The organism is Enterovibrio calviensis DSM 14347 (assembly GCF_000621165.1).
GTDB classification, from domain to species: domain Bacteria; phylum Pseudomonadota; class Gammaproteobacteria; order Enterobacterales; family Vibrionaceae; genus Enterovibrio; species Enterovibrio calviensis.
This window is the reverse complement of the sequence record NZ_JHZA01000007.1, coordinates 358,763-375,619: the sequence shown is the minus strand read 5'-3', so window position 1 is coordinate 375,619 and position 16,857 is coordinate 358,763. Positions and strand designations below refer to the sequence as shown.

The 16,857-nt window shown below is 44.4% G+C and carries 21 protein-coding genes; 11 read left to right on the top strand and 10 right to left on the bottom strand.

Features of this window, described 5'->3' with window-relative positions:
* Nucleotides 1-51 precede the first annotated feature (51 nt).
* Both Q365_RS27325 and Q365_RS0106575 read left to right on the top strand, forming a co-directional pair.
* Nucleotides 52-270: a GDCCVxC domain-containing (seleno)protein gene (locus Q365_RS27325; protein WP_081796173.1), complete on the top strand. Its 219-nt coding sequence runs from the start codon at nt 52-54 to the stop codon at nt 268-270.
* A gap of 467 nt (nt 271-737) precedes the next feature.
* Nucleotides 738-959 carry a hypothetical protein gene (locus Q365_RS0106575; protein ID WP_028022598.1) on the top strand — a complete coding sequence of 74 codons (222 nt, stop codon included), beginning with the start codon at nt 738-740 and terminating at the stop codon, nt 957-959.
* Nucleotides 960-1,574: 615 nt separating this feature from the next.
* Here Q365_RS0106575 and Q365_RS0106570 read toward each other — a convergent pair.
* Nucleotides 1,575-1,856, bottom strand: a complete 282-nt coding sequence (locus Q365_RS0106570) for a hypothetical protein (RefSeq protein WP_028022597.1) — start codon at nt 1,854-1,856, stop codon at nt 1,575-1,577.
* A gap of 326 nt (nt 1,857-2,182) precedes the next feature.
* Between Q365_RS0106570 and Q365_RS0106565 the strand changes: the two genes are divergently transcribed.
* Nucleotides 2,183-2,689 carry a hypothetical protein gene (locus Q365_RS0106565; RefSeq protein WP_028022596.1) on the top strand — a complete coding sequence of 169 codons (507 nt, stop codon included), beginning with the start codon at nt 2,183-2,185 and terminating at the stop codon, nt 2,687-2,689.
* Between the two features lie 275 nt (nt 2,690-2,964).
* The gene (locus tag Q365_RS0106560; RefSeq protein ID WP_028022595.1) at nt 2,965-3,288 is read left to right on the top strand and encodes a hypothetical protein; all 324 of its coding nucleotides are present in this window, start codon (nt 2,965-2,967) and stop codon (nt 3,286-3,288) included.
* Here the strand turns inward: Q365_RS0106560 and Q365_RS0106555 are convergent.
* Nucleotides 3,266-3,679 carry an ACT domain-containing protein gene (locus tag Q365_RS0106555; RefSeq protein WP_028022594.1) on the bottom strand — a complete coding sequence of 138 codons (414 nt, stop codon included), beginning with the start codon at nt 3,677-3,679 and terminating at the stop codon, nt 3,266-3,268. The two genes, Q365_RS0106560 and Q365_RS0106555, sit on opposite strands and share 23 nt — an antisense overlap.
* 229 nt (nt 3,680-3,908) lie before the next feature.
* On the opposite strand from Q365_RS0106555, the gene Q365_RS0106545 reads away from it, so the two are divergent.
* Both Q365_RS0106545 and Q365_RS0106540 read left to right on the top strand, forming a co-directional pair.
* Nucleotides 3,909-4,127, top strand: a complete 219-nt coding sequence (locus Q365_RS0106545; protein ID WP_028022593.1) for a DUF6500 family protein — start codon at nt 3,909-3,911, stop codon at nt 4,125-4,127.
* 27 nt (nt 4,128-4,154) lie between these two features.
* The gene (locus Q365_RS0106540; RefSeq protein WP_081796168.1) at nt 4,155-4,553 is read left to right on the top strand and encodes a VOC family protein; all 399 of its coding nucleotides are present in this window, start codon (nt 4,155-4,157) and stop codon (nt 4,551-4,553) included.
* Nucleotides 4,554-4,661: 108 nt separating this feature from the next.
* Here the strand turns inward: Q365_RS0106540 and Q365_RS0106535 are convergent, their stop codons facing one another.
* The gene (locus Q365_RS0106535; protein ID WP_407637570.1) at nt 4,662-5,462 is read right to left on the bottom strand and encodes a delta-class carbonic anhydrase; all 801 of its coding nucleotides are present in this window, start codon (nt 5,460-5,462) and stop codon (nt 4,662-4,664) included.
* Between the two features lie 486 nt (nt 5,463-5,948).
* Here Q365_RS0106535 and Q365_RS0106530 point away from each other — a divergent pair, with 486 nt between their 5' ends.
* From Q365_RS0106530 to Q365_RS0106520, 3 genes are all read left to right on the top strand, one after another.
* Nucleotides 5,949-7,187: a hypothetical protein gene (locus Q365_RS0106530; protein WP_028022590.1), complete on the top strand. Its 1,239-nt coding sequence runs from the start codon at nt 5,949-5,951 to the stop codon at nt 7,185-7,187.
* 18 nt (nt 7,188-7,205) lie between these two features.
* A complete protein-coding gene (locus Q365_RS26105) occupies nt 7,206-8,300 on the top strand; it encodes a hypothetical protein (RefSeq protein WP_051563761.1) in 1,095 nt (364 codons plus the stop codon).
* A gap of 408 nt (nt 8,301-8,708) precedes the next feature.
* Nucleotides 8,709-9,053 carry a YajD family HNH nuclease gene (locus tag Q365_RS0106520; RefSeq protein ID WP_028022589.1) on the top strand — a complete coding sequence of 115 codons (345 nt, stop codon included), beginning with the start codon at nt 8,709-8,711 and terminating at the stop codon, nt 9,051-9,053.
* A gap of 65 nt (nt 9,054-9,118) precedes the next feature.
* On the opposite strand, the gene Q365_RS0106515 is transcribed toward Q365_RS0106520, so the two are convergent.
* The 3 genes from Q365_RS0106515 to Q365_RS0106505 all read right to left on the bottom strand — a co-directional run bounded on the left by Q365_RS0106515 (nt 9,119) and on the right by Q365_RS0106505 (nt 10,599).
* Nucleotides 9,119-9,580: an RES family NAD+ phosphorylase gene (locus Q365_RS0106515; RefSeq protein WP_028022588.1), complete on the bottom strand. Its 462-nt coding sequence runs from the start codon at nt 9,578-9,580 to the stop codon at nt 9,119-9,121.
* Nucleotides 9,580-10,002 carry a type II RES/Xre toxin-antitoxin system antitoxin gene (parS, locus tag Q365_RS0106510; protein WP_028022587.1) on the bottom strand — a complete coding sequence of 141 codons (423 nt, stop codon included), beginning with the start codon at nt 10,000-10,002 and terminating at the stop codon, nt 9,580-9,582. The genes Q365_RS0106515 and parS overlap by 1 nt, the downstream gene beginning before the upstream one ends.
* Nucleotides 10,003-10,125: 123 nt before the next feature.
* Nucleotides 10,126-10,599, bottom strand: coding sequence for an Lrp/AsnC family transcriptional regulator (locus Q365_RS0106505; protein ID WP_028022586.1), 474 nt, complete (start codon nt 10,597-10,599; stop codon nt 10,126-10,128).
* A gap of 242 nt (nt 10,600-10,841) precedes the next feature.
* Between Q365_RS0106505 and Q365_RS0106500 the strand changes: the two genes are divergently transcribed.
* Entirely contained in the window at nt 10,842-12,653 is a 1,812-nt protein-coding gene (locus Q365_RS0106500; RefSeq protein ID WP_028022585.1) for a PLP-dependent transferase, read from the top strand.
* 50 nt (nt 12,654-12,703) lie between these two features.
* On the opposite strand, the gene Q365_RS0106495 is transcribed toward Q365_RS0106500, so the two are convergent.
* Nucleotides 12,704-13,228 (bottom strand): hypothetical protein, encoded by a 525-nt coding sequence (locus Q365_RS0106495; protein ID WP_028022584.1) that lies wholly within the window; start codon nt 13,226-13,228, stop codon nt 12,704-12,706.
* Nucleotides 13,229-13,905: 677 nt separating this feature from the next.
* On the opposite strand from Q365_RS0106495, the gene Q365_RS0106490 reads away from it, so the two are divergent.
* On the top strand, nt 13,906-15,417 hold the full coding sequence (locus tag Q365_RS0106490; protein ID WP_028022583.1) for an alanine/glycine:cation symporter family protein: 1,512 nt from the start codon (nt 13,906-13,908) through the stop codon (nt 15,415-15,417).
* A gap of 189 nt (nt 15,418-15,606) precedes the next feature.
* Here the strand turns inward: Q365_RS0106490 and yciH are convergent, their stop codons facing one another.
* The 3 genes from yciH to Q365_RS0106475 all read right to left on the bottom strand — a co-directional run bounded on the left by yciH (nt 15,607) and on the right by Q365_RS0106475 (nt 16,840).
* On the bottom strand, nt 15,607-15,933 hold the full coding sequence (gene yciH / locus Q365_RS0106485; protein ID WP_028022582.1) for a stress response translation initiation inhibitor YciH: 327 nt from the start codon (nt 15,931-15,933) through the stop codon (nt 15,607-15,609).
* Nucleotides 15,934-16,010: 77 nt separating this feature from the next.
* Nucleotides 16,011-16,349 carry a DUF3319 domain-containing protein gene (locus tag Q365_RS0106480; protein ID WP_028022581.1) on the bottom strand — a complete coding sequence of 113 codons (339 nt, stop codon included), beginning with the start codon at nt 16,347-16,349 and terminating at the stop codon, nt 16,011-16,013.
* Nucleotides 16,350-16,486: 137 nt separating this feature from the next.
* Entirely contained in the window at nt 16,487-16,840 is a 354-nt protein-coding gene (locus Q365_RS0106475; RefSeq protein WP_028022580.1) for a DUF3319 domain-containing protein, read from the bottom strand.
* Nucleotides 16,841-16,857: the final 17 nt, after the last annotated feature.

The window sequence follows — 16,857 nt, the reverse complement described above, 5'->3', positions numbered from 1 at the left end:
GCTTAATGAAGAGAGTACAAATACGTTCCCTTCATTACGCAGTGAGAATTAATGAAAGTTATATTGAAGTCAGATGTGACGTGTCCAAATTGTGGTCACAAGAAGACAGAGCTTATGCCCATAGGGGAGTCTAAGCAGCATTATGAATGCGAAAATTGCCATGAAGTATTGTTGGTGGCTGAAGGCGGCTGTTGCGTGTTCTGCTCATATGGCAGCGTGAGTTGTCCACCCGTTCAGGTGAACGGCACTTGTACGGACAAGCTACATTGATTCGCTAATGCCTGAGTCTTCGCTTTCATTATTTCGACGTATCTCAATCAAGGTACCCACTGGCATTCATTTCTTGTTTTAGCGTGTATACCTTTTCAACTGGTCTTTCTTCATTTCGCACTATCTAGCGACACTCCTCTCTCAATTCAGACAAACGTACGTTTGAAACCCACTCATAAAAACGTTAGAGAATAGGCGTTGTAAGGCTAAAAATCATGAGCCTTCTGTTTGAATTCTTGCCGCAGTGAGGTTACGCCCAAATGCTTGATAGTAATAAATATTCATATTGTTCGAGGGTATTGTTCAGATAAATGAGCATTCACATAAGGATTACTTATGGGTGGCAAAGTTTGCGTGATGCTGTAAAAGTGACAATTTTATCATTGTCTCAAAAATGAACCAGAAATGAACCCCAGTATGAAATTACACTCACCGCGAGAAAGGAGTTTATACCCAAGGAGAAAGTCATGAGTGTACATACATGGTATTGCCGCAATTGCGAAGCAGAAACGGGGCATGAGGTGCGAGAGAAAGCCCATCACGATCCTGCTATTCGAGCACTGACGGCACCACCGCAAGACGAACGTTTTGCTGAGGCATCTGAATGTACTTGCACTGTGTGTGGTCAAGTAGAGTGGGTAGATGCATCAGATATATTGAAGTTAGGTGTGCATGACTTTGGTGATTAATAGTGTTCTGGAAAAGAGTGATTAGTGCTCTTTTTATTAACGTTAACGCACTATAACTTTAAAGGTGTTTGCCATATTAATTCCACAAAACTATGACTAAATATGGACAATTATTACCCCAACCATTGTGGTTCAAATAAACCAAATGTCTTAGCAAACAAGGGGGATACGTCTGTGCGATATATTCTGAAGCCAGATGCCGTCGTCAAATCTTCTCTCAAAGCGCCTTTTATATGCAACGAGCGTTGATTTCACTGCATCTTGAGTTAAACGACAGGATTTTACGCAAAAGCGCTAGAGCCAAAGGGCGTGACGTAATAACATTGCTGAAAACAAAATAAAGATCAAAGGAAGATAGTTACCATGCCATTAATTGCTTGCCCTGTTTGTGATAAACAAGTCTCCAAGCGTGCACTTTCATGCCCAGGATGCGGAGAACCGGATCCTGCTCGATATCATTCTCGTAACACGTGGTTGGGCCGCTTATTTTGGTTAGCTGTGTGGGTAGGAATTGGTGCCTTGGTTTGGATAAAGGTTGTGCCATTAGTCATGGACTTGTTCAAACAATAGCGAGATCGGATATGGGCAGGGCGGCGCTCTGTCCAAGGCTACCGTTCATCCGTAACTGGTGATATTTCTATCAGCGTTGTCTTCACTTTCGCTCGGGATATTCCAGTTAGAAATCCGAAGGTGAGATAGCAGTACACCCGGTGAACTTTCCCCAATGGCGATATTGAAAAACAACACTGCTGTTTCTTCATCACCTCCAAAGCACTGCTGAATAGACGAAAGAATGCTCTCTCTCTCCGTGCCTTCTTCTACTTGTTGTCGAACCCAACTGTATTCTAACGAAGACTCGTTGATGATGGTTTTCCTGCCAAGCGTAAATAGCGTCATGATGTCTCCTATACTGAGCATCTTTCGATCGTTTGGGGGATTCCCTATTTCACTTATGTTTCAGAAATATGACTCACTTGTCTACGCCATTAAATAGCAAACGCAACACCTTGTACCGGACAAACGTCGCAAATATGCACATGAACGCTTATGATGCAGGGGTGTATTTGACATCCATATCGATGTAAATCACGTAATAAATGCATAGGATGCAACCACTTTTCAAATGGCATCGAAAAAGTGCTGAGTAAAACGCATTTTTTCGCATTCAATCGATCTCACCGCCTGTATTGGTGGTAATTTTCGAGTGTTAATAGCGGTGTGATATGACTATGAAATGGATTCTGACAAACTGGGTTCAGAAAAAAAAATACGAGAAATTCTTCGATCGTGTTGAATCTGACTTCTTCGGCAATGATAAGTATCAAGCTTACCTAGAAGATAGAATTCTAGAGACGTTGCGTGACAGTGGCGATATCAAACCTAAACGCGCCGCCAAAATCATTCTGTCATGCATTCGCCAAGCTTTGCTTGATAAGTATCTGACCGAAAACAGATATATTCGTTTCTTGATTGACAACAAAGCTGAGTTCTTTGTTAATAATGCAGAAGGGAATGATGTTGTGGAGGGCTACGAGCGAATCATAAACAACTTTATTCATAACAAGCAGCAAGAATGTTCAGACTACATTTTGTCCCATCTTCCTAAGTACTATCGCAAGTTCGCCGACAATATTGATGTTCATACTGATTATCCCGCGACGAAACACGGTGAGAAGGACATGCTTGATGACATCATCATGCTACTTAGTCACCACGAGTCACGCCATTAGCGCCTAGCTTTGAAGGTCGTTCCATTCACTTATGCAAATAGTCCTATCCAAATAGTGCTCAACTCAACTCAACTCACCTCACACAATCGTCATGTCACGTGACTTGTCAAATCACCTCTCAGTCTTATCTTACAACTAAGCAAGGCGCAAAACTTAGCGCTTTTTCTATCATGGTGTTTTCATCTTTCCATGTTTAAAAGCAATATTTCAAAAATGACTTGCCGTCGTTGCGTTACGGTCTAAAATAACTGTATATATAACCAGTAGTATTTATTATGCCAGCAATTCGATACCAAACTGATCATCAAACGGTTGTGCTCGGGGACGAAAACCTACCGAGCGATCCCGTACTTATCCCTGCTTTTCTTAAAGACGGCAGCCTGATTTATTATCCGTTTGGTGGATTTGTGGCGCGGCAAGCTTTGAATCATGAGCAAGTCGTACATCTTACTGACATTGAAGGTTTTCTATCAGCAAGGTCCACGTCGACTTGGCATGATGTCAGCAGTGAAACATTGCTAGGGGTTTTCATTAAAGGGGCGTACTTTGTGGTGCTCAACCAAGGGCAACCCATTATTACGTCAAAGCCGATGGGTTAGCGGTGAATTCATTCAACGCGGCAAGAGCCTGTGTCGCTTTATCTGCTTGAACAAAAATATGGTCATGGAAGTAAGCGGCAATCACGTTGGCACTGATCCCTTTGTCAGCCAATTTTGTTGACACTGCAGCGGTTAACCCCACGGCTTCTAAACTAGAATGCACGGTGAGCGTGATCCCCTTGAATACACTTTCATAGCTCAAATTTTCCTGATCAGCCACCACTTTGCGTAGCACCAGAGTTAGCCCTTCGGACTCTTTAAATGTCGCGAGGGGATCAAGCGAAACATACTCGGATAACAAACCCGATACCGTACAAAACACATATTCGTCATCGAGTAACTCTGGGCGCATGGACGCTAACAACGCGTCCAATTCAACGATACCAGCCATCCAATATTCCTTTTATTATCTGAGTAATGAATCAATTAGGCATGTTCATATAGAATTTAATACACAGTATGGTGATGGATACCTGTGTCAGGTTCAATCACCAATGAGTGCTATGTATGCGACCACCAAAAGAAATGCTGGCTTCATCCAGTTTCGGGAAGTACTGCTTTTCATCGATATTATTTGAATATACAGTTCTCTATACAGAGCGTCAGGAAATAAAGCCATCATGAGAGATTCGCTACGCAAAAAAGTTATTGATGTGTGCAACAAGAAAATCACTGCAAAAGGCGAGGGCGTAGGTGTTTCATTCTATGCTTTCTTTGCTAACAAAAATGATGACCCAGAGCTATTGATGGAAGCGGCAACGTGGTGGATTCAAACTCATAAGCTTGATCATTTCGTCAAAGCCAAACAAATCATCGACCTCGTTGAGAGCGAGGTTTAACCGCATTTTGAATAAAGAGGAAGACAAATGTCTGTGATCAGCCATGTCACCTTGGGAACGAATGATTACGAAAGGGCATCAACATTCTATGACGCGGTGCTGAAACCTCTTGGAATGACACGGGTTCCCAAGCCACCGGGTAAGCCACCGCTTTACGCCAAAAATGATCAGATGCCATTTCTGTATATCTATAAACCCATTGATGGTAGACCCGCAACGTGGGGGAACGGAACACACGTAGCATTTAAGGCCGATTCTCGGGAATCGGTTGATGAATTTTACGTGGAAGCCCTCGCAAACGGAGGTGCCGATGAAGGTGCGCCAGGTCTACGCGATCACTTTGGGCCAAACTATTACGCAGCTTACGTTAGAGACCCAGATGGTAATAAACTACAGGCTGTGTGCTATGAAAAGCCTGAAAACTAACAAATGCTTTTTCTCTTCATTCACCCGCTAAGTCTTAACATACGAGTTAACATCAAAAAAACCAAAGTAGGGCGCTGAATACAGTCAGCGCCCTCGAAGCATTAGCCGTTAGTTTGATGCACTAGAAAGAAGATCTTTGTTGATGACAAGGTTACGCACACCATGAGCGTGGTCCTCATCAAATGCATTCCCTTCACACCATTCTCCAACTGACGCTACATTAACCTTGGCGACTTTAGGACGAACACTCCAGGTCACCTGGAATGGCGAGCCTTGTTCATTGTAGCTAGGGCCAGTGGTTGATCCGGCGTACTGAATTGGCTTCCCTGTGTTGCTAGGTATATTGATTGCCTGATGAACACCATCTTTCTTCTCGTGTTCGTTTAACTCTTCAAAGTCCAACGCTTCACTGTCGTTTACCACCACGTAAACTTGGGTTTCAACGCGCAATTGAGGGTTCTTATTTGCGTCATTAAAGCATGAGCCCAGTGTTGCACCCGGTTCAACTTGCGCTGTGGTATGCACGTAGTGAACTTCAATCGTATCACCAGGGTTCACGTCACCATGTTTGCTTGGGCAAATTTCACCTTTAACCGGCGCAAGTTCAGCCGCGCTTAATTGACCAGAATAGCGGAAGCCACTTTGGTAACCATGACCGTCGCCATTACCCGCATACTTAGTGAATTCGCCACCTTTATGTTCTGCATTTTTGTGGAAGTGGATATTACACAAGTTCATCTCCGTGTATTCCGGTGCTGCATTGAATGCTAACGTGTTGCTCCCAACAAGCGAATCAATGTCACGAGGGGACTGCGGTCCAAATCCTTCACCCTCAGTGTTTTCTGCAAGTTCTTGACGCTGGTCCGCAATCACTTTATCAGACACGTTCTCATGGCTGCCTTTTGCCATCACACCAAAAGATGCGGCAGTAGCTAATGCGATGACACAAAGTTTGCTAGTTTTCACTGGTTCGTTCCCTTATTCGTTGAGATTAGAGGGTCGGCGCATAAGAAATACTCAATGCGTTACGCGCCAAACTACATTCACTATGTCTGCAAATGCCCTAGAAGAGTAATGAATGTTAGACATGTTTTTCATCAGATCACCAATGACTTGCCACATATTTGAGTCCAATTCTCCAAATTGCTTCACATTGAAACAACCGACCTAACACGACTGTGAACGAAAGCAGAAATAGGGGGTTGCGAGGCGTTAATAACTTTCATTGATGCGATGTTATCTCCACTTGGTCTAGGCGCTTTTCTTATTGTTCTGTCTCACTGAACAGTGACTTCTGCTTTGGTCGATAGTGGAAAAGCACTGCCGACTATATAGTTGAAACAGACTAACGCTCGTCTAAAAACCAAAGTATGGATTCCAAAGGAGTGATTTTTCATGTTTAACGTAAACAAAACGATTCTAAGCTTGGCGTTCATCACATCGAGTTTGACTTCTGGCGTCTATGCTGCGGAGCAAAAGATCGATCTGAAATTTGCAGGTGCACTTGAGTTTTCAGATACAGGAACACTGTTTGTCGGCGATAACTACAATGGGGCTATTTACGCTTTGGATCTCACTGGTGGTAAAGCGCCAGATACGGTGACGCCGATTTACCTCAATGACATTGATACGCGAATTGCCAATATCTTAGGTGTAGGTAAAAGTGCGATTGCTATCAATGACATGGCGGTTAACCCTGTAACCTCCGACATCTACATTTCCGTTTCACGCCTCGGTAACTTCGATTCATCACCGGCCATCATTAAGATCAAACAGGATGCTCAAATTGAATTGCTTGATCTGGAGACGGTTGCATTTCAAAAACAAACGTTAAGTCATTACCCAGACCAAGAGACCACGTTTAAACCTCGCGGGTTAGGGCCAACGCCAGCGCTCAAACGTGATTTGGCTAAGGGGAAAGTTGCAATAAGCTCGCTCGCCATTCTGGACATGGAATATTACAAAGGAGAGCTTTTTGTATCTGGCGTTGCGTTCGACAACTTCTTATCGACTCTGCGCCGAATTCCTTATCCATTCACAGGTGAACAATCAGCAGCCAACGTAGAGATGTACCATATTGCGCATGATCAGTTTGAAACCAGAGCCCCGATTCGCACCATGTCTGTTCAAGAGATTGGTGGCAAAACGCAACTTGTCGCCGCTTACACATGCAGTCCAATCGTGCTGATCGAGCTGGATGAAATCGTTGATGGCGCAAAAATCTCTGCTCGCACGGTCATGGACTACGGCAACGGGCAACCTATCGACATGGTTTCGTATTCACTGAATGGCCAAGACGCACTGTTTCTAACCAGTAATGGTCGCGCACCGCATGTTATTCCGGTCGACAGTTTGAAAGGTGCTAAGAGTTATACCAAAGGCGATCTTCCTGAGGGAGGGAAGTCTGATACTCATCCACTGATGCCAGTTGGCGACACTGGTAAGGCGGTCATGTTCGAAGGTATGTCAATGCACATCGACAATTTGGGCGGTGGCAGATTCGTCTCTTTAACGCGTGATATGTACACAGGGAGTTTAAACCTAGATTCAAATTTCGATTGGTTCCCTAACCGCATTCATAACTTGCAGGCTGAGTACGACTTCCCCCAATACTGGGCTGAGAAAAAGCAGTAATCTCAGGCGATATATATAATGAGAACATTGTTCAATTTGAGTGCGTGTATTAGCGTATTGCTTCATGGTTCGGCTGCTTTCGCACAAGAAAACAGCCTGACATTGCCCGAGCAGCCCAATGACAACATAGAACTTACCCTTTACAGCAATCCATCCTTATCAGACCCAGCCGAAGTATTGGCTGTGTTTGTTGGGGAGGTTGAAAACTGCTGTGAGAACACGTTACCCATCGCAGGCAAGTACCGAGTCGACGAAAACAAGGTGATATTTGACCCTGCGTTTGACTTTGTAAAAGGTCAAAACTATACGATTTCAATTCGTGAGCAGGGCGCGGATAAACAAGACTTGCAAGGTTTCTTCATTGAGCCAGACCAAGCTCTCACAGCGCCCAAAGTGACTCAGATTTACCCTAGCAGCGTTGAAATACCTGAAAATACACTGCGCTTCTACGTCCAGTTTTCAGCGCCAATGCAACCGCATGTGGCGATACGATTTATCAAATTGGTCGATGAAAATGGAACAGAAGATGACGCAGCCTTCATGAGTTTTAAGCAAGAATTATGGAGCGAAGATCGTACTCGATTAACGCTGTTGATGGACCCTGGTCGTATTAAGCGAGGTGTGGCTCAGAATCTAGCCTTAGGACCCGCATTGCTTGAAGGAAAACGTTACTCAATTGTCATTCACGAAGGTTGGCCAACAGCAAACAATGGACTGAGTACCCAGCGTTATGAAAAAACGTTTTTAGTTGATAAAGCGTTGCGTCATTTGCCATCTACGAATTCATGGCAAATTAAGGCGCCCAAGAACCAAACCAGGATGCCGATATCCATTACGTTTGATCGACAGTTTGATAGGCATTTGTTGAACAAAGCCATCAATATATTCGACGTTACAGGACAAGCCGTTGCTGGGGATATCAGCGTTGATGAAGGTGAAACACGCTGGATGTTCACACCGAATCAAGCATGGCAAACATCGAGTATTCGAATTAACGTTGATGCGCAGTTAGAAGATGTTGCGGGCAACAATTTTCGCGAACTCATGGATCACGCAGTGACAGACAAACCTCATGACATTGAACAGCAAACAATAGTGGTCGAACTTCGGTGACTTGAACATTGAGTGAGAATAACGGACTAGCGATAAAGCCCAAGACGACTCATAGCGAGCAACATGTAAATATCGCCAATAATAGTGCGCATTATCTATCTTATGTTAAATAAGATATGTAGGAGAATGAAATGTCATCCCTTCATGTCTCTAACTACCCTCATTCTTCATTGAAATCAGTCTATTGAACGTAATTGGCTATTTACCATAAAGTTCATAATTGCCATTCCAACAAAATAGCTGCCATGAAACATAGTTTCCTGTAGCTTCTGTATTGGCCTGATAATTATTTCTAGAGCGACAAGGCGGAAATCGTCAAATCACGTCGAACCTTGATTTGAATTGTGGAAACTCTCGGTCTGTTTGATATATTGAGCGAATACTAATAACGGATAGCAAGATACCAGTATGTCATCAGATTACTACGGCACCAGTGCCAGTTACGCGCGTCAAGAAAGTGGTTACCGCGAGAAAGCACTCAAGCTTTACCCTTGGGTATGTGGCCGTTGCGCTCGTGAGTTTGTTTACTCTAATTTGCGTGAACTGACGGTTCACCATATCGACCATGACCACACAAACAATCCACCGGACGGCAGTAACTGGGAGTTGTTGTGTCTGTTTTGCCACGATCATGAGCATTCAAAGTACACGGACCATGACCAATATGGTACTGAGATTAAAGCGGGCGATGATGACCATCAAGCTGCGACTCACAATCCCTTCGCTAACTTAAAAGACTTAATGAAAAAATAGTCTAAGCGCCCTATTTAAACTTCAAATATCTTTGAGGCCTAAGTGTGCTAATGCACTTAGGCCTTTTAACGCATCATGCGTTTTAAGCGATTGTCGTAATAGAAATCACGTTCATCGATGATCTTAATGGCTCGGCTTTCTGGGTGTATAGGATTGATGAGGAAATTGTATTCGCTGGCAATGATGGCAGATGGAAGTTGAATCACAGGTGTGGCCATCGATTGAAGCCATTCTGTACCATAACGTCTTGAAACATCAGCATCAGGCACCGCATCCCACCCCTCGGGAAGCTCTTTTTCGCTGACACGCTTCATCGCTATATCATCTGGGATGTAGATGGTCATCATGACCAATTGCGGCATTTGTACTGGGCTTTCATGCACAAAACGTTCAAGCGCTGACAATGAACGAGATCCTGCAGTGTAGAGAATCGGCTGACCTTTCTGATGCCAACGACCAGAACCAAACATGCCGCCTGTGCCCGTCAAATCTGCATAGCGTTTTACGGAAAGACGGAACACTTCCATTATGCGGTCATGCCGTGAATGAGGCGATTCAATATAGTTTCAACATATTGAATGCCGGTGTTGGTATCCAAGTAATCAACGGCGGCTTTTCCACCGAACGCCACTTGAGGTGTTTTCAACCAATCCAATGCAACAGGACGACTGCCGTAGTAATCGACGGCTAAATCCACCACGCGACGGATCGCTAATGTTTTCTCTGATTGAGAAGGTGTTAGTAAGTCAGAATCACTTTTACGCTGTAAACTACGCGGGCTTAAGCCAATCAGCCCTACCCACTCGCCGCTGCTCATGGCCATGTCTTTCATCACTTTGCGCGCATGCTTAACTGATAACCCATGTCGGATGATGTCCAACTCAGTGTCTTGGTTAATCACTTGCCCTTTTTTTACAAGGCCAAGGGATACTAGCTGTTCTGCATACATACACACCTCCACATACCAATGGTTAAATTATGTGCGTCATTTGTCGCATTGTAAAGCGTCATTTGTCGCATGGGAAAATCACAGGCGTCTACTCGAACGATAAATCCAATGCTAATGCCTCAATTACAAAGGAAGACGCGAGCGTTTTTTAACTTGCCCAAAAGCAAAACTGGATTCAATTGCCGCGATGTTCGGCAACGGAGTCAGTGAACGACGAATAAAACGTTCATAGGTTTTGAGCGATTCACTGACCACATGTAACAGGTAATCATGAGTGCCTGTCATCAAATAGCATTCCAACACATCATCCATTTGACTGATAAGCACTTCAAATTGACGCATGTTGTCTTCGGTGGGCTTTTCGAGCTTTACTGATACAAAGACATTAACCGCCAATCCGCATTTATCTTGATCAACGTGGGCATGATAGCCAGTAATGATGCCTTTCTTTTCGAGCGCACGAACACGACGTAAGCAAGGAGAAGGAGACAGTGATATGCGGTCGGACAATTCTTGGTTGGTGAGTCTCCCCTCTATTTGTAGTTCATCGAGGATCTTCTTATCAATGTTATCGAGAGAATCTAAGTGATGCGCCATGCCATACCTTTATTGGTTGTGCTGCTATACCCAATCAACCTGAAGGTGCAGGATTCAGGTTGTTTGGGTATAAGAACCCTTTTTATAAAAGTAGCGGAACTTGCGCATTTTATTCTTTCATTGGCAATATCTGCCAATACTGACCAGTTAAAAGGCATATTTAGCAAAGATGTGCCCCTTCCTCTTTGCTAATTTCAAGGTAGTCCGTCAAGCATTGCGTTTTAACGTTAAAGGAACTGACCATGAACAAGGCCACGCAATTAAGTCCGCTTCGCAAAACCACTCGCCATGAAGATGCCGTTTCGTTGGCAACCGAGCAAGCTGAACACTTTGGCATTGATACCCATTCTGAATTTGGGCAATCTCTGATCGAACTGGCAACGACGCTATATACCGCTAACCATCATACGCACGATTTATGGGCGATCACCCTTGACGGTCTATCTGACCTAGATAGGAACGACCGTATTGCGTGGTTCAACGCGAAACGCTTTTTGTCCTTCCAGTTAGCGAAGATCCTCGACAACCTTCAAAACCCGATGCGAGCAACCTACAAATCTATCGCAACAAAGAATGGGCACTTTGCTTCCAAAGGGGCTTACCCTATCTTCGATAATGTCGCGGCGATTTTCTCCGCAAGTCCCGTAATAACAAGAACGGCAACTTACCTCTTTGCTTGTACAGAGTGGGTCGAAGATGCATTCAACGGACGCGAACCTTTGCATGATATTTACTCACGCTTGCTAAACCCTACATCCATTAGTTTGGCAAACCACATTGTGGATATTGAAGCTGGCGACATGGCAGATCAGTATTTGGCGTGGAACTTCAATTCAGGCATGGCTGCGATCGACGGGCTTTTGAGTCATTTACTAGGCCGTGAAGACATTGTGCTGGCATCACGAAATATCTATGGCGGCTCTTATCAACTGCTTCAAGATTGGTACCGTAAATCCTCAAACCTGGATATCGCCGTAGAATGGGTTGATGGTTATGGCGCGGACGATTTTGCCCAAGCGATGGATGCCGCCGCCAATACCTATGCTGATCGCATTAAAGCGGGCCGAAAAATCTATGTCTACCTAGAAAGCCCTTGTAACCCTCACGGTTTCGTCTTAGACGTTGCTGGGATTAGCCGGGCAACCCATGAGCGAGGTTGGACGCTTATTGCGGACACCACCGTTGGCACCCCTTTCCTGCACCCCGTACTAAAAAGAGCTGACCCCATGGAGCGCCCCGATTTTGTGATTCACTCATACACTAAAGAACTGGCTGGCTCTGGCACCACAACAGCCGGCGTCGTTATTGGTCGTAACGAAGACATGTTTATGCCCAAAGGTGATTCTGCCACCGTCACCTCTCCCAACGGCAACGCGCGTACTGTGAATTGGGATGAAACACTGTTCTGGAATGTCTATTACATAAAGGGGGCATTTTTAGATGCCGATAAGGCTTTTGAAGTCCTCAACGGAATGAAGACCTACGAACTGCGAGTGATACAAAAAACAATCAACACCCTCGCCTTGGCGCGTATTCTTAACTTACATCCGGATATCAATGTGTCATGTCCTGCACTTCCTGAAAGCCCCAACTACCCATTGATGAAGAACAATATGCGATTAGGTTTGCCAGCGGCCTTGTTTACCATTGATATGGAAGGATCGGCAAATCGATCGCCGATTGAGCCCTCTGTATTTAAGCAGTTTTTCGACATGCTTGAGCCTGCCATTGGAATGCAAGTGAGCCTGGGTCAAACCAATACTGTCGCTTTGTGCCCAGCGATGACGACGCATTCGGAACTGACGGCAGATGCACTGAGTCGCGCTGGGATAAAGCCCACGACGTTACGAATTGCGGTTGGGTTAGAAGACCCGCGAATGTTTGTCGCTCACATGCAGCAGACGGCGGAGATAACCATCGACCTAGAACATAATGACTTTTCTAGCCAGTTCCCTTCACCAGACCAAATTGATGAGATATACAGGAAAACTTATCTCGATGTGCAACAGCAATTTGTTGAGGACCTTCCTTCGTATTCTACGTTGCTGCAGTGAGCCGACGGGAAGACGTCATCGATAATCAAAAAGACACATCAAGTACATCGTTACTCATCGAGTGACGATTTACTTGACCTCAAGATGGTGCCATCACGATCGAAATAACACAAAGTCGCTTGATACTGAGGGGAGAATTCCAATGCACTTGGGTTTGAACTAAGTAATGTCGCAACTTGCGAGCCCAACTGTTCAGTCGGCTCACAATTGAAAACACCAAAGCGGTGAATCTCTCGACCGCCGGTTTCGGATTGACTACTTCTTAAAATTTCCAACTTCATGGCGAGTCTTCGCTGGCTAAAGCGCGAAGATTGATTCGCGAGCAATTTACCAAATGATGCTTCTAGCAACTTGATTTGGCTGGCTATGAGGACTTGTCCATCTGACGCTTCTAATGAACTCTGTGCTTTGATCATTTCTAACGCAACGGATGGCAAAACTTGGAGATAGTTATGAAGGTCTGATTCATTAGAAATGGCGTGATTACGGATTGAAAGAGAAAGCACAACACATGCAACAGCGATAGCCGTCATCGATAGCAGCGACCCTGTATTCAACTTGTCTCGTAAAGCCATGATTTAAACCACACCACCGATCGACTAAATATGCTTGAAAATGTAAATAAACCGGATTTATATCCTGAGACAAGTGAATGCTTATACAAGGCGAAAATCCAAAACTTAAAATATAAAATTACGAACACCAGTTTATATGCAGTTAACAAAAATCGGACCACCTCACCTGTCTCATTAGTTGGAATATCAAAACTAATTCGTTATTAATACTTTTCTAGTTTCAGTGCTAATTTTCCATTATTTATATAATGTCTCTTTTATAATACAGTCTGCACAATTTTGGTGATAACAATTTCCCTTTTAATTTCAGGGATAAAGTCTATTCAAACCCGAAAAATTTTACACATTTTGACAGAAGAGCCCACAGGCCAGTCATGGCGGGCATTTAAGCGAACCTGAGAAATCTCAAATATGTCACCAAGTACATACTGGTGCATATTATGCCCAATATCGTGCACACAAAGAAAATTCGCGATAATAATTAAATCAATAATTAGAAAGTAGAAAAGTGTGAGCGTCATTTAGCCTTAGAAAAAAGCCAAAAAACGCGAATCAAAATATATTGCAAATATGTTTATACGTGAAATAATCCGCACCGTATTACTTTTTAACAAGTATGCAACACACTTGCTAATGGACAAACCAGAAGCAATATAAAATAAGAAAAGGACTCGGTAATGAAACGTATAATGACGACGGCTGGACTTTCGTTGTTTGCGAGCTCAGCCTCTGCGGCAGGGATCGACGACGCAATCAATGAAATCGTGGCACCAATTGTAAACCCATTCGTGGGTATGATTTTCTCAACCATCCCCCTCCCCTTCACAGACACTCAAGCCCCATGGATTGTACTTTGGCTTGTTGTAGCAGCAGTTATATTCACCCTCTACCTTGGTTTCATCAACTTTCGCGGTTTTGCACACGCTATTCGCCTTGTAAAAGGTGATTACACCAACCCTAACGAACCCGGTGAAGTATCCCACTTTCAGGCTCTTGCCACCGCTCTTTCCGGTACCGTTGGTCTAGGTAATATCGCTGGTGTTGCTGTTGCTATCTCCATCGGTGGTGCTGGCGCAACATTCTGGATGATCCTTGCTGGTTTACTCGGTATGTCAACGAAGTTCGTTGAGTGTGCTCTTGGTGTGAAATATCGTACAACAAACCCAGACGGTTCTGTCTCGGGCGGCCCGATGTACTACCTAAGCAAAGGCCTTACTAACCGTGGTAACCCAGCGCTTGGTCGTACTCTTGCTGTTCTGTTCTCAGTATGTGCTGTCGGCGGTGCTTTGGGTGGCGGTAACATGTTCCAAGCAAACCAAGCATTCAAACAAGTGGTTGGTGTAACTGGCGGCGACATGTCTTTCTTCGCAGATAAAGGCTGGTTGTTCGGTCTGATCATGGCCGTTATCGTTGGTGTTGTCATCATCGGTGGTATCAAATCAATCGCAAAAGTAACTGAGAAAGTCGTTCCTTTGATGGCGGTTGTCTACGTTGGTGCAGCCTTGGTTATTATCCTTCTAAACCTAGGTTCTGTTGGCGATGCGTTCGCAGCTATCTTCAACGGTGCATTTACTGGTGAAGGTGTTGCCGGTGGTATCATTGGTGCGATGATTCAAGGTTTCAAACGAGCAGCATTCTCGAATGAAGCAGGTGTTGGTTCCGCGGCAATTGCTCACGCAGCAGTAAAAACCAAAGAGCACATGTCTGAAGGTTTCGTATCTCTACTTGAACCATTCATCGATACCGTTGTTATCTGTACGATGACTGCTTTGGTTATCATCATCACGGGTCAACTGCACGATGGTCAAACACTGACTGGTGTTGAGCTAACTTCTGCAGCATTTGGTAGCGCAATCTCTTGGTTCCCACTGATTCTTGCTGTTGCTGTTGTTCTTTTCGCTTTCTCAACCATGATCTCTTGGTCTTACTACGGCTTGAAAGCGTGGACTTACCTATTCGGTGAAAGCAAGCGCGCTGAGATGATTTTCAAAGTCATGTTCTGCTGTTTTGTGGTTATCGGTGCGTCAATGAACCTCGGTCCAGTTATCGACTTCTCTGATGCAATGATCTTCGCAATGGCACTGATCAACATCATCGGTCTATACCGTTTGGTTCCAGAAATCAAAGTCGACATGCAAGACTACCTTGCACGTTTAGACAGCGGTGCAATCGCACGCTACAAAGGTTAATAGCTCAGCGAGCCATTGATTTTTAACGCGTAAATAAAAAAGAGATGCCAAATGGCATCTCTTTTTTTATGTCTGCTGCTTAGGGCGACAGGCTCACTTGAAAACTACAATCACTTAAAAGCCACAACTACTTGATAACTATCAACCACTTGAAGCCGACAACCACTTGAGAGCGATCACTTAATAAGATCAACCACCTGCCAATTTGACGGTATGGCCTTTTTTCTCGAGGTAAGCTTTAATCTGATCGCGCTTGTCGCCTTGAATCTCGACAACGCCATCTTTCACCGAGCCGCCACAACCACAGACTTTCTTTAAGTCTGCAGCAACGAGTTTTAACTCAGTGTCTGACATGTCTAGTCCAGTGACTAAACACACGCCCTTACCTTTTCGGCCTTTCGTTTGACGCTGGATGCGTACAATACCGTCGCCTTTTTCGCGCTGAGGCGCTTGTGCTTCTTCTTTAATTCGCCCGGTTTCTGTCGAATACACCAAACGGCTATTATCGTTTTTCATAATCCACTCTTTGACGTGTCACAATGATGCGTATGGTACCAAATGTCGTTGGGTTGAACACGTTTGACGTTTAGCAATCAACGAGATAATGAGTGATGATCGATGTATTGCTTAATTTTTGGCAAAGGCCCTTTGAGGAGTTGGCCACGAACGAAAATATACCAGAGCCCTGGTTGTTTTTCGTCGCTCATGATTTGTATGCCTTTGTAGTTTTCAGAGGTACGAGACTGGGTCGACTTGAAAGACTGACGTTCAAACTCCGCGGGTGAACGAAAAATATGTGTATCACACCACCAATCAATACACTGCCTTACGCCAAGCATACTGCCCGACACCGTTCGCCCACCAACTAAGGATGTGTAACTATCGTTAGCACACTCTATATAATGTCCACGATGTGAGTATCGCTTTTTCATTCGATTCCTGTATCTAATAGCGTTTGCTCATGGCTAGGATTCTAATAAATACAGCAGATTTTGACGACAGAAATTACGAAATGCATAAAGAAATATGCACAACGTTACGCAACACTAACGATTTGGCAATGAACGGGTTAAGTTTTCGTAACGACTTTTTTATCTACGAACTGCTTGAGGGCTGGGAGCGATCCTTTCAGAAGGTTGCCTTTGATGATCATGTACCACGCTTTATCATCATCGTCAGAATCGTTCATGATCTGAATGCCTTTATATTCTTCGATTTTTTTGTCCGTTGAATCTTCGAAATCTTGCTTGTCAAATTCTTCAGGTAAGCGAAGGATATTCGTATCACACCACCAATCAATGGACTGTTTGACACCCAGCAATGTACCGAGCACTTGCTTCCCACCGATGCGGGCGCTGTACTCTTCTTTTTTATCGTCGTTGAGTTCGACGTTATAACCACGATGATATAGGCGCTTTCTCACCAGCAACCCCCTGTCTG

What these genes read in the sequence shown, in the direction of transcription:
- Q365_RS27325 (WP_081796173.1), top strand. Translation starts at nt 52, where the DNA reads ATGAAAGTTATATTGAAGTCAGATGTGACGTGTCCAAATTGTGGTCAC.
- Q365_RS0106575 (WP_028022598.1), top strand. Translation starts at nt 738, where the DNA reads ATGAGTGTACATACATGGTATTGCCGCAATTGCGAAGCAGAAACGGGG.
- Q365_RS0106570 (WP_028022597.1), bottom strand. Translation starts at nt 1,856, where the DNA reads ATGACGCTATTTACGCTTGGCAGGAAAACCATCATCAACGAGTCTTCG.
- Q365_RS0106565 (WP_028022596.1), top strand. Translation starts at nt 2,183, where the DNA reads ATGACTATGAAATGGATTCTGACAAACTGGGTTCAGAAAAAAAAATAC.
- Q365_RS0106560 (WP_028022595.1), top strand. Translation starts at nt 2,965, where the DNA reads ATGCCAGCAATTCGATACCAAACTGATCATCAAACGGTTGTGCTCGGG.
- Q365_RS0106555 (WP_028022594.1), bottom strand. Translation starts at nt 3,679, where the DNA reads ATGGCTGGTATCGTTGAATTGGACGCGTTGTTAGCGTCCATGCGCCCA.
- Q365_RS0106545 (WP_028022593.1), top strand. Translation starts at nt 3,909, where the DNA reads ATGAGAGATTCGCTACGCAAAAAAGTTATTGATGTGTGCAACAAGAAA.
- Q365_RS0106540 (WP_081796168.1), top strand. Translation starts at nt 4,155, where the DNA reads ATGTCTGTGATCAGCCATGTCACCTTGGGAACGAATGATTACGAAAGG.
- Q365_RS0106535 (WP_407637570.1), bottom strand. Translation starts at nt 5,462, where the DNA reads ATGGCAAAAGGCAGCCATGAGAACGTGTCTGATAAAGTGATTGCGGAC.
- Q365_RS0106530 (WP_028022590.1), top strand. Translation starts at nt 5,949, where the DNA reads ATGTTTAACGTAAACAAAACGATTCTAAGCTTGGCGTTCATCACATCG.
- Q365_RS26105 (WP_051563761.1), top strand. Translation starts at nt 7,206, where the DNA reads ATGAGAACATTGTTCAATTTGAGTGCGTGTATTAGCGTATTGCTTCAT.
- Q365_RS0106520 (WP_028022589.1), top strand. Translation starts at nt 8,709, where the DNA reads ATGTCATCAGATTACTACGGCACCAGTGCCAGTTACGCGCGTCAAGAA.
- Q365_RS0106515 (WP_028022588.1), bottom strand. Translation starts at nt 9,580, where the DNA reads ATGGAAGTGTTCCGTCTTTCCGTAAAACGCTATGCAGATTTGACGGGC.
- parS (WP_028022587.1), bottom strand. Translation starts at nt 10,002, where the DNA reads ATGTATGCAGAACAGCTAGTATCCCTTGGCCTTGTAAAAAAAGGGCAA.
- Q365_RS0106505 (WP_028022586.1), bottom strand. Translation starts at nt 10,599, where the DNA reads ATGGCGCATCACTTAGATTCTCTCGATAACATTGATAAGAAGATCCTC.
- Q365_RS0106500 (WP_028022585.1), top strand. Translation starts at nt 10,842, where the DNA reads ATGAACAAGGCCACGCAATTAAGTCCGCTTCGCAAAACCACTCGCCAT.
- Q365_RS0106495 (WP_028022584.1), bottom strand. Translation starts at nt 13,228, where the DNA reads ATGGCTTTACGAGACAAGTTGAATACAGGGTCGCTGCTATCGATGACG.
- Q365_RS0106490 (WP_028022583.1), top strand. Translation starts at nt 13,906, where the DNA reads ATGAAACGTATAATGACGACGGCTGGACTTTCGTTGTTTGCGAGCTCA.
- yciH (WP_028022582.1), bottom strand. Translation starts at nt 15,933, where the DNA reads ATGAAAAACGATAATAGCCGTTTGGTGTATTCGACAGAAACCGGGCGA.
- Q365_RS0106480 (WP_028022581.1), bottom strand. Translation starts at nt 16,349, where the DNA reads ATGAAAAAGCGATACTCACATCGTGGACATTATATAGAGTGTGCTAAC.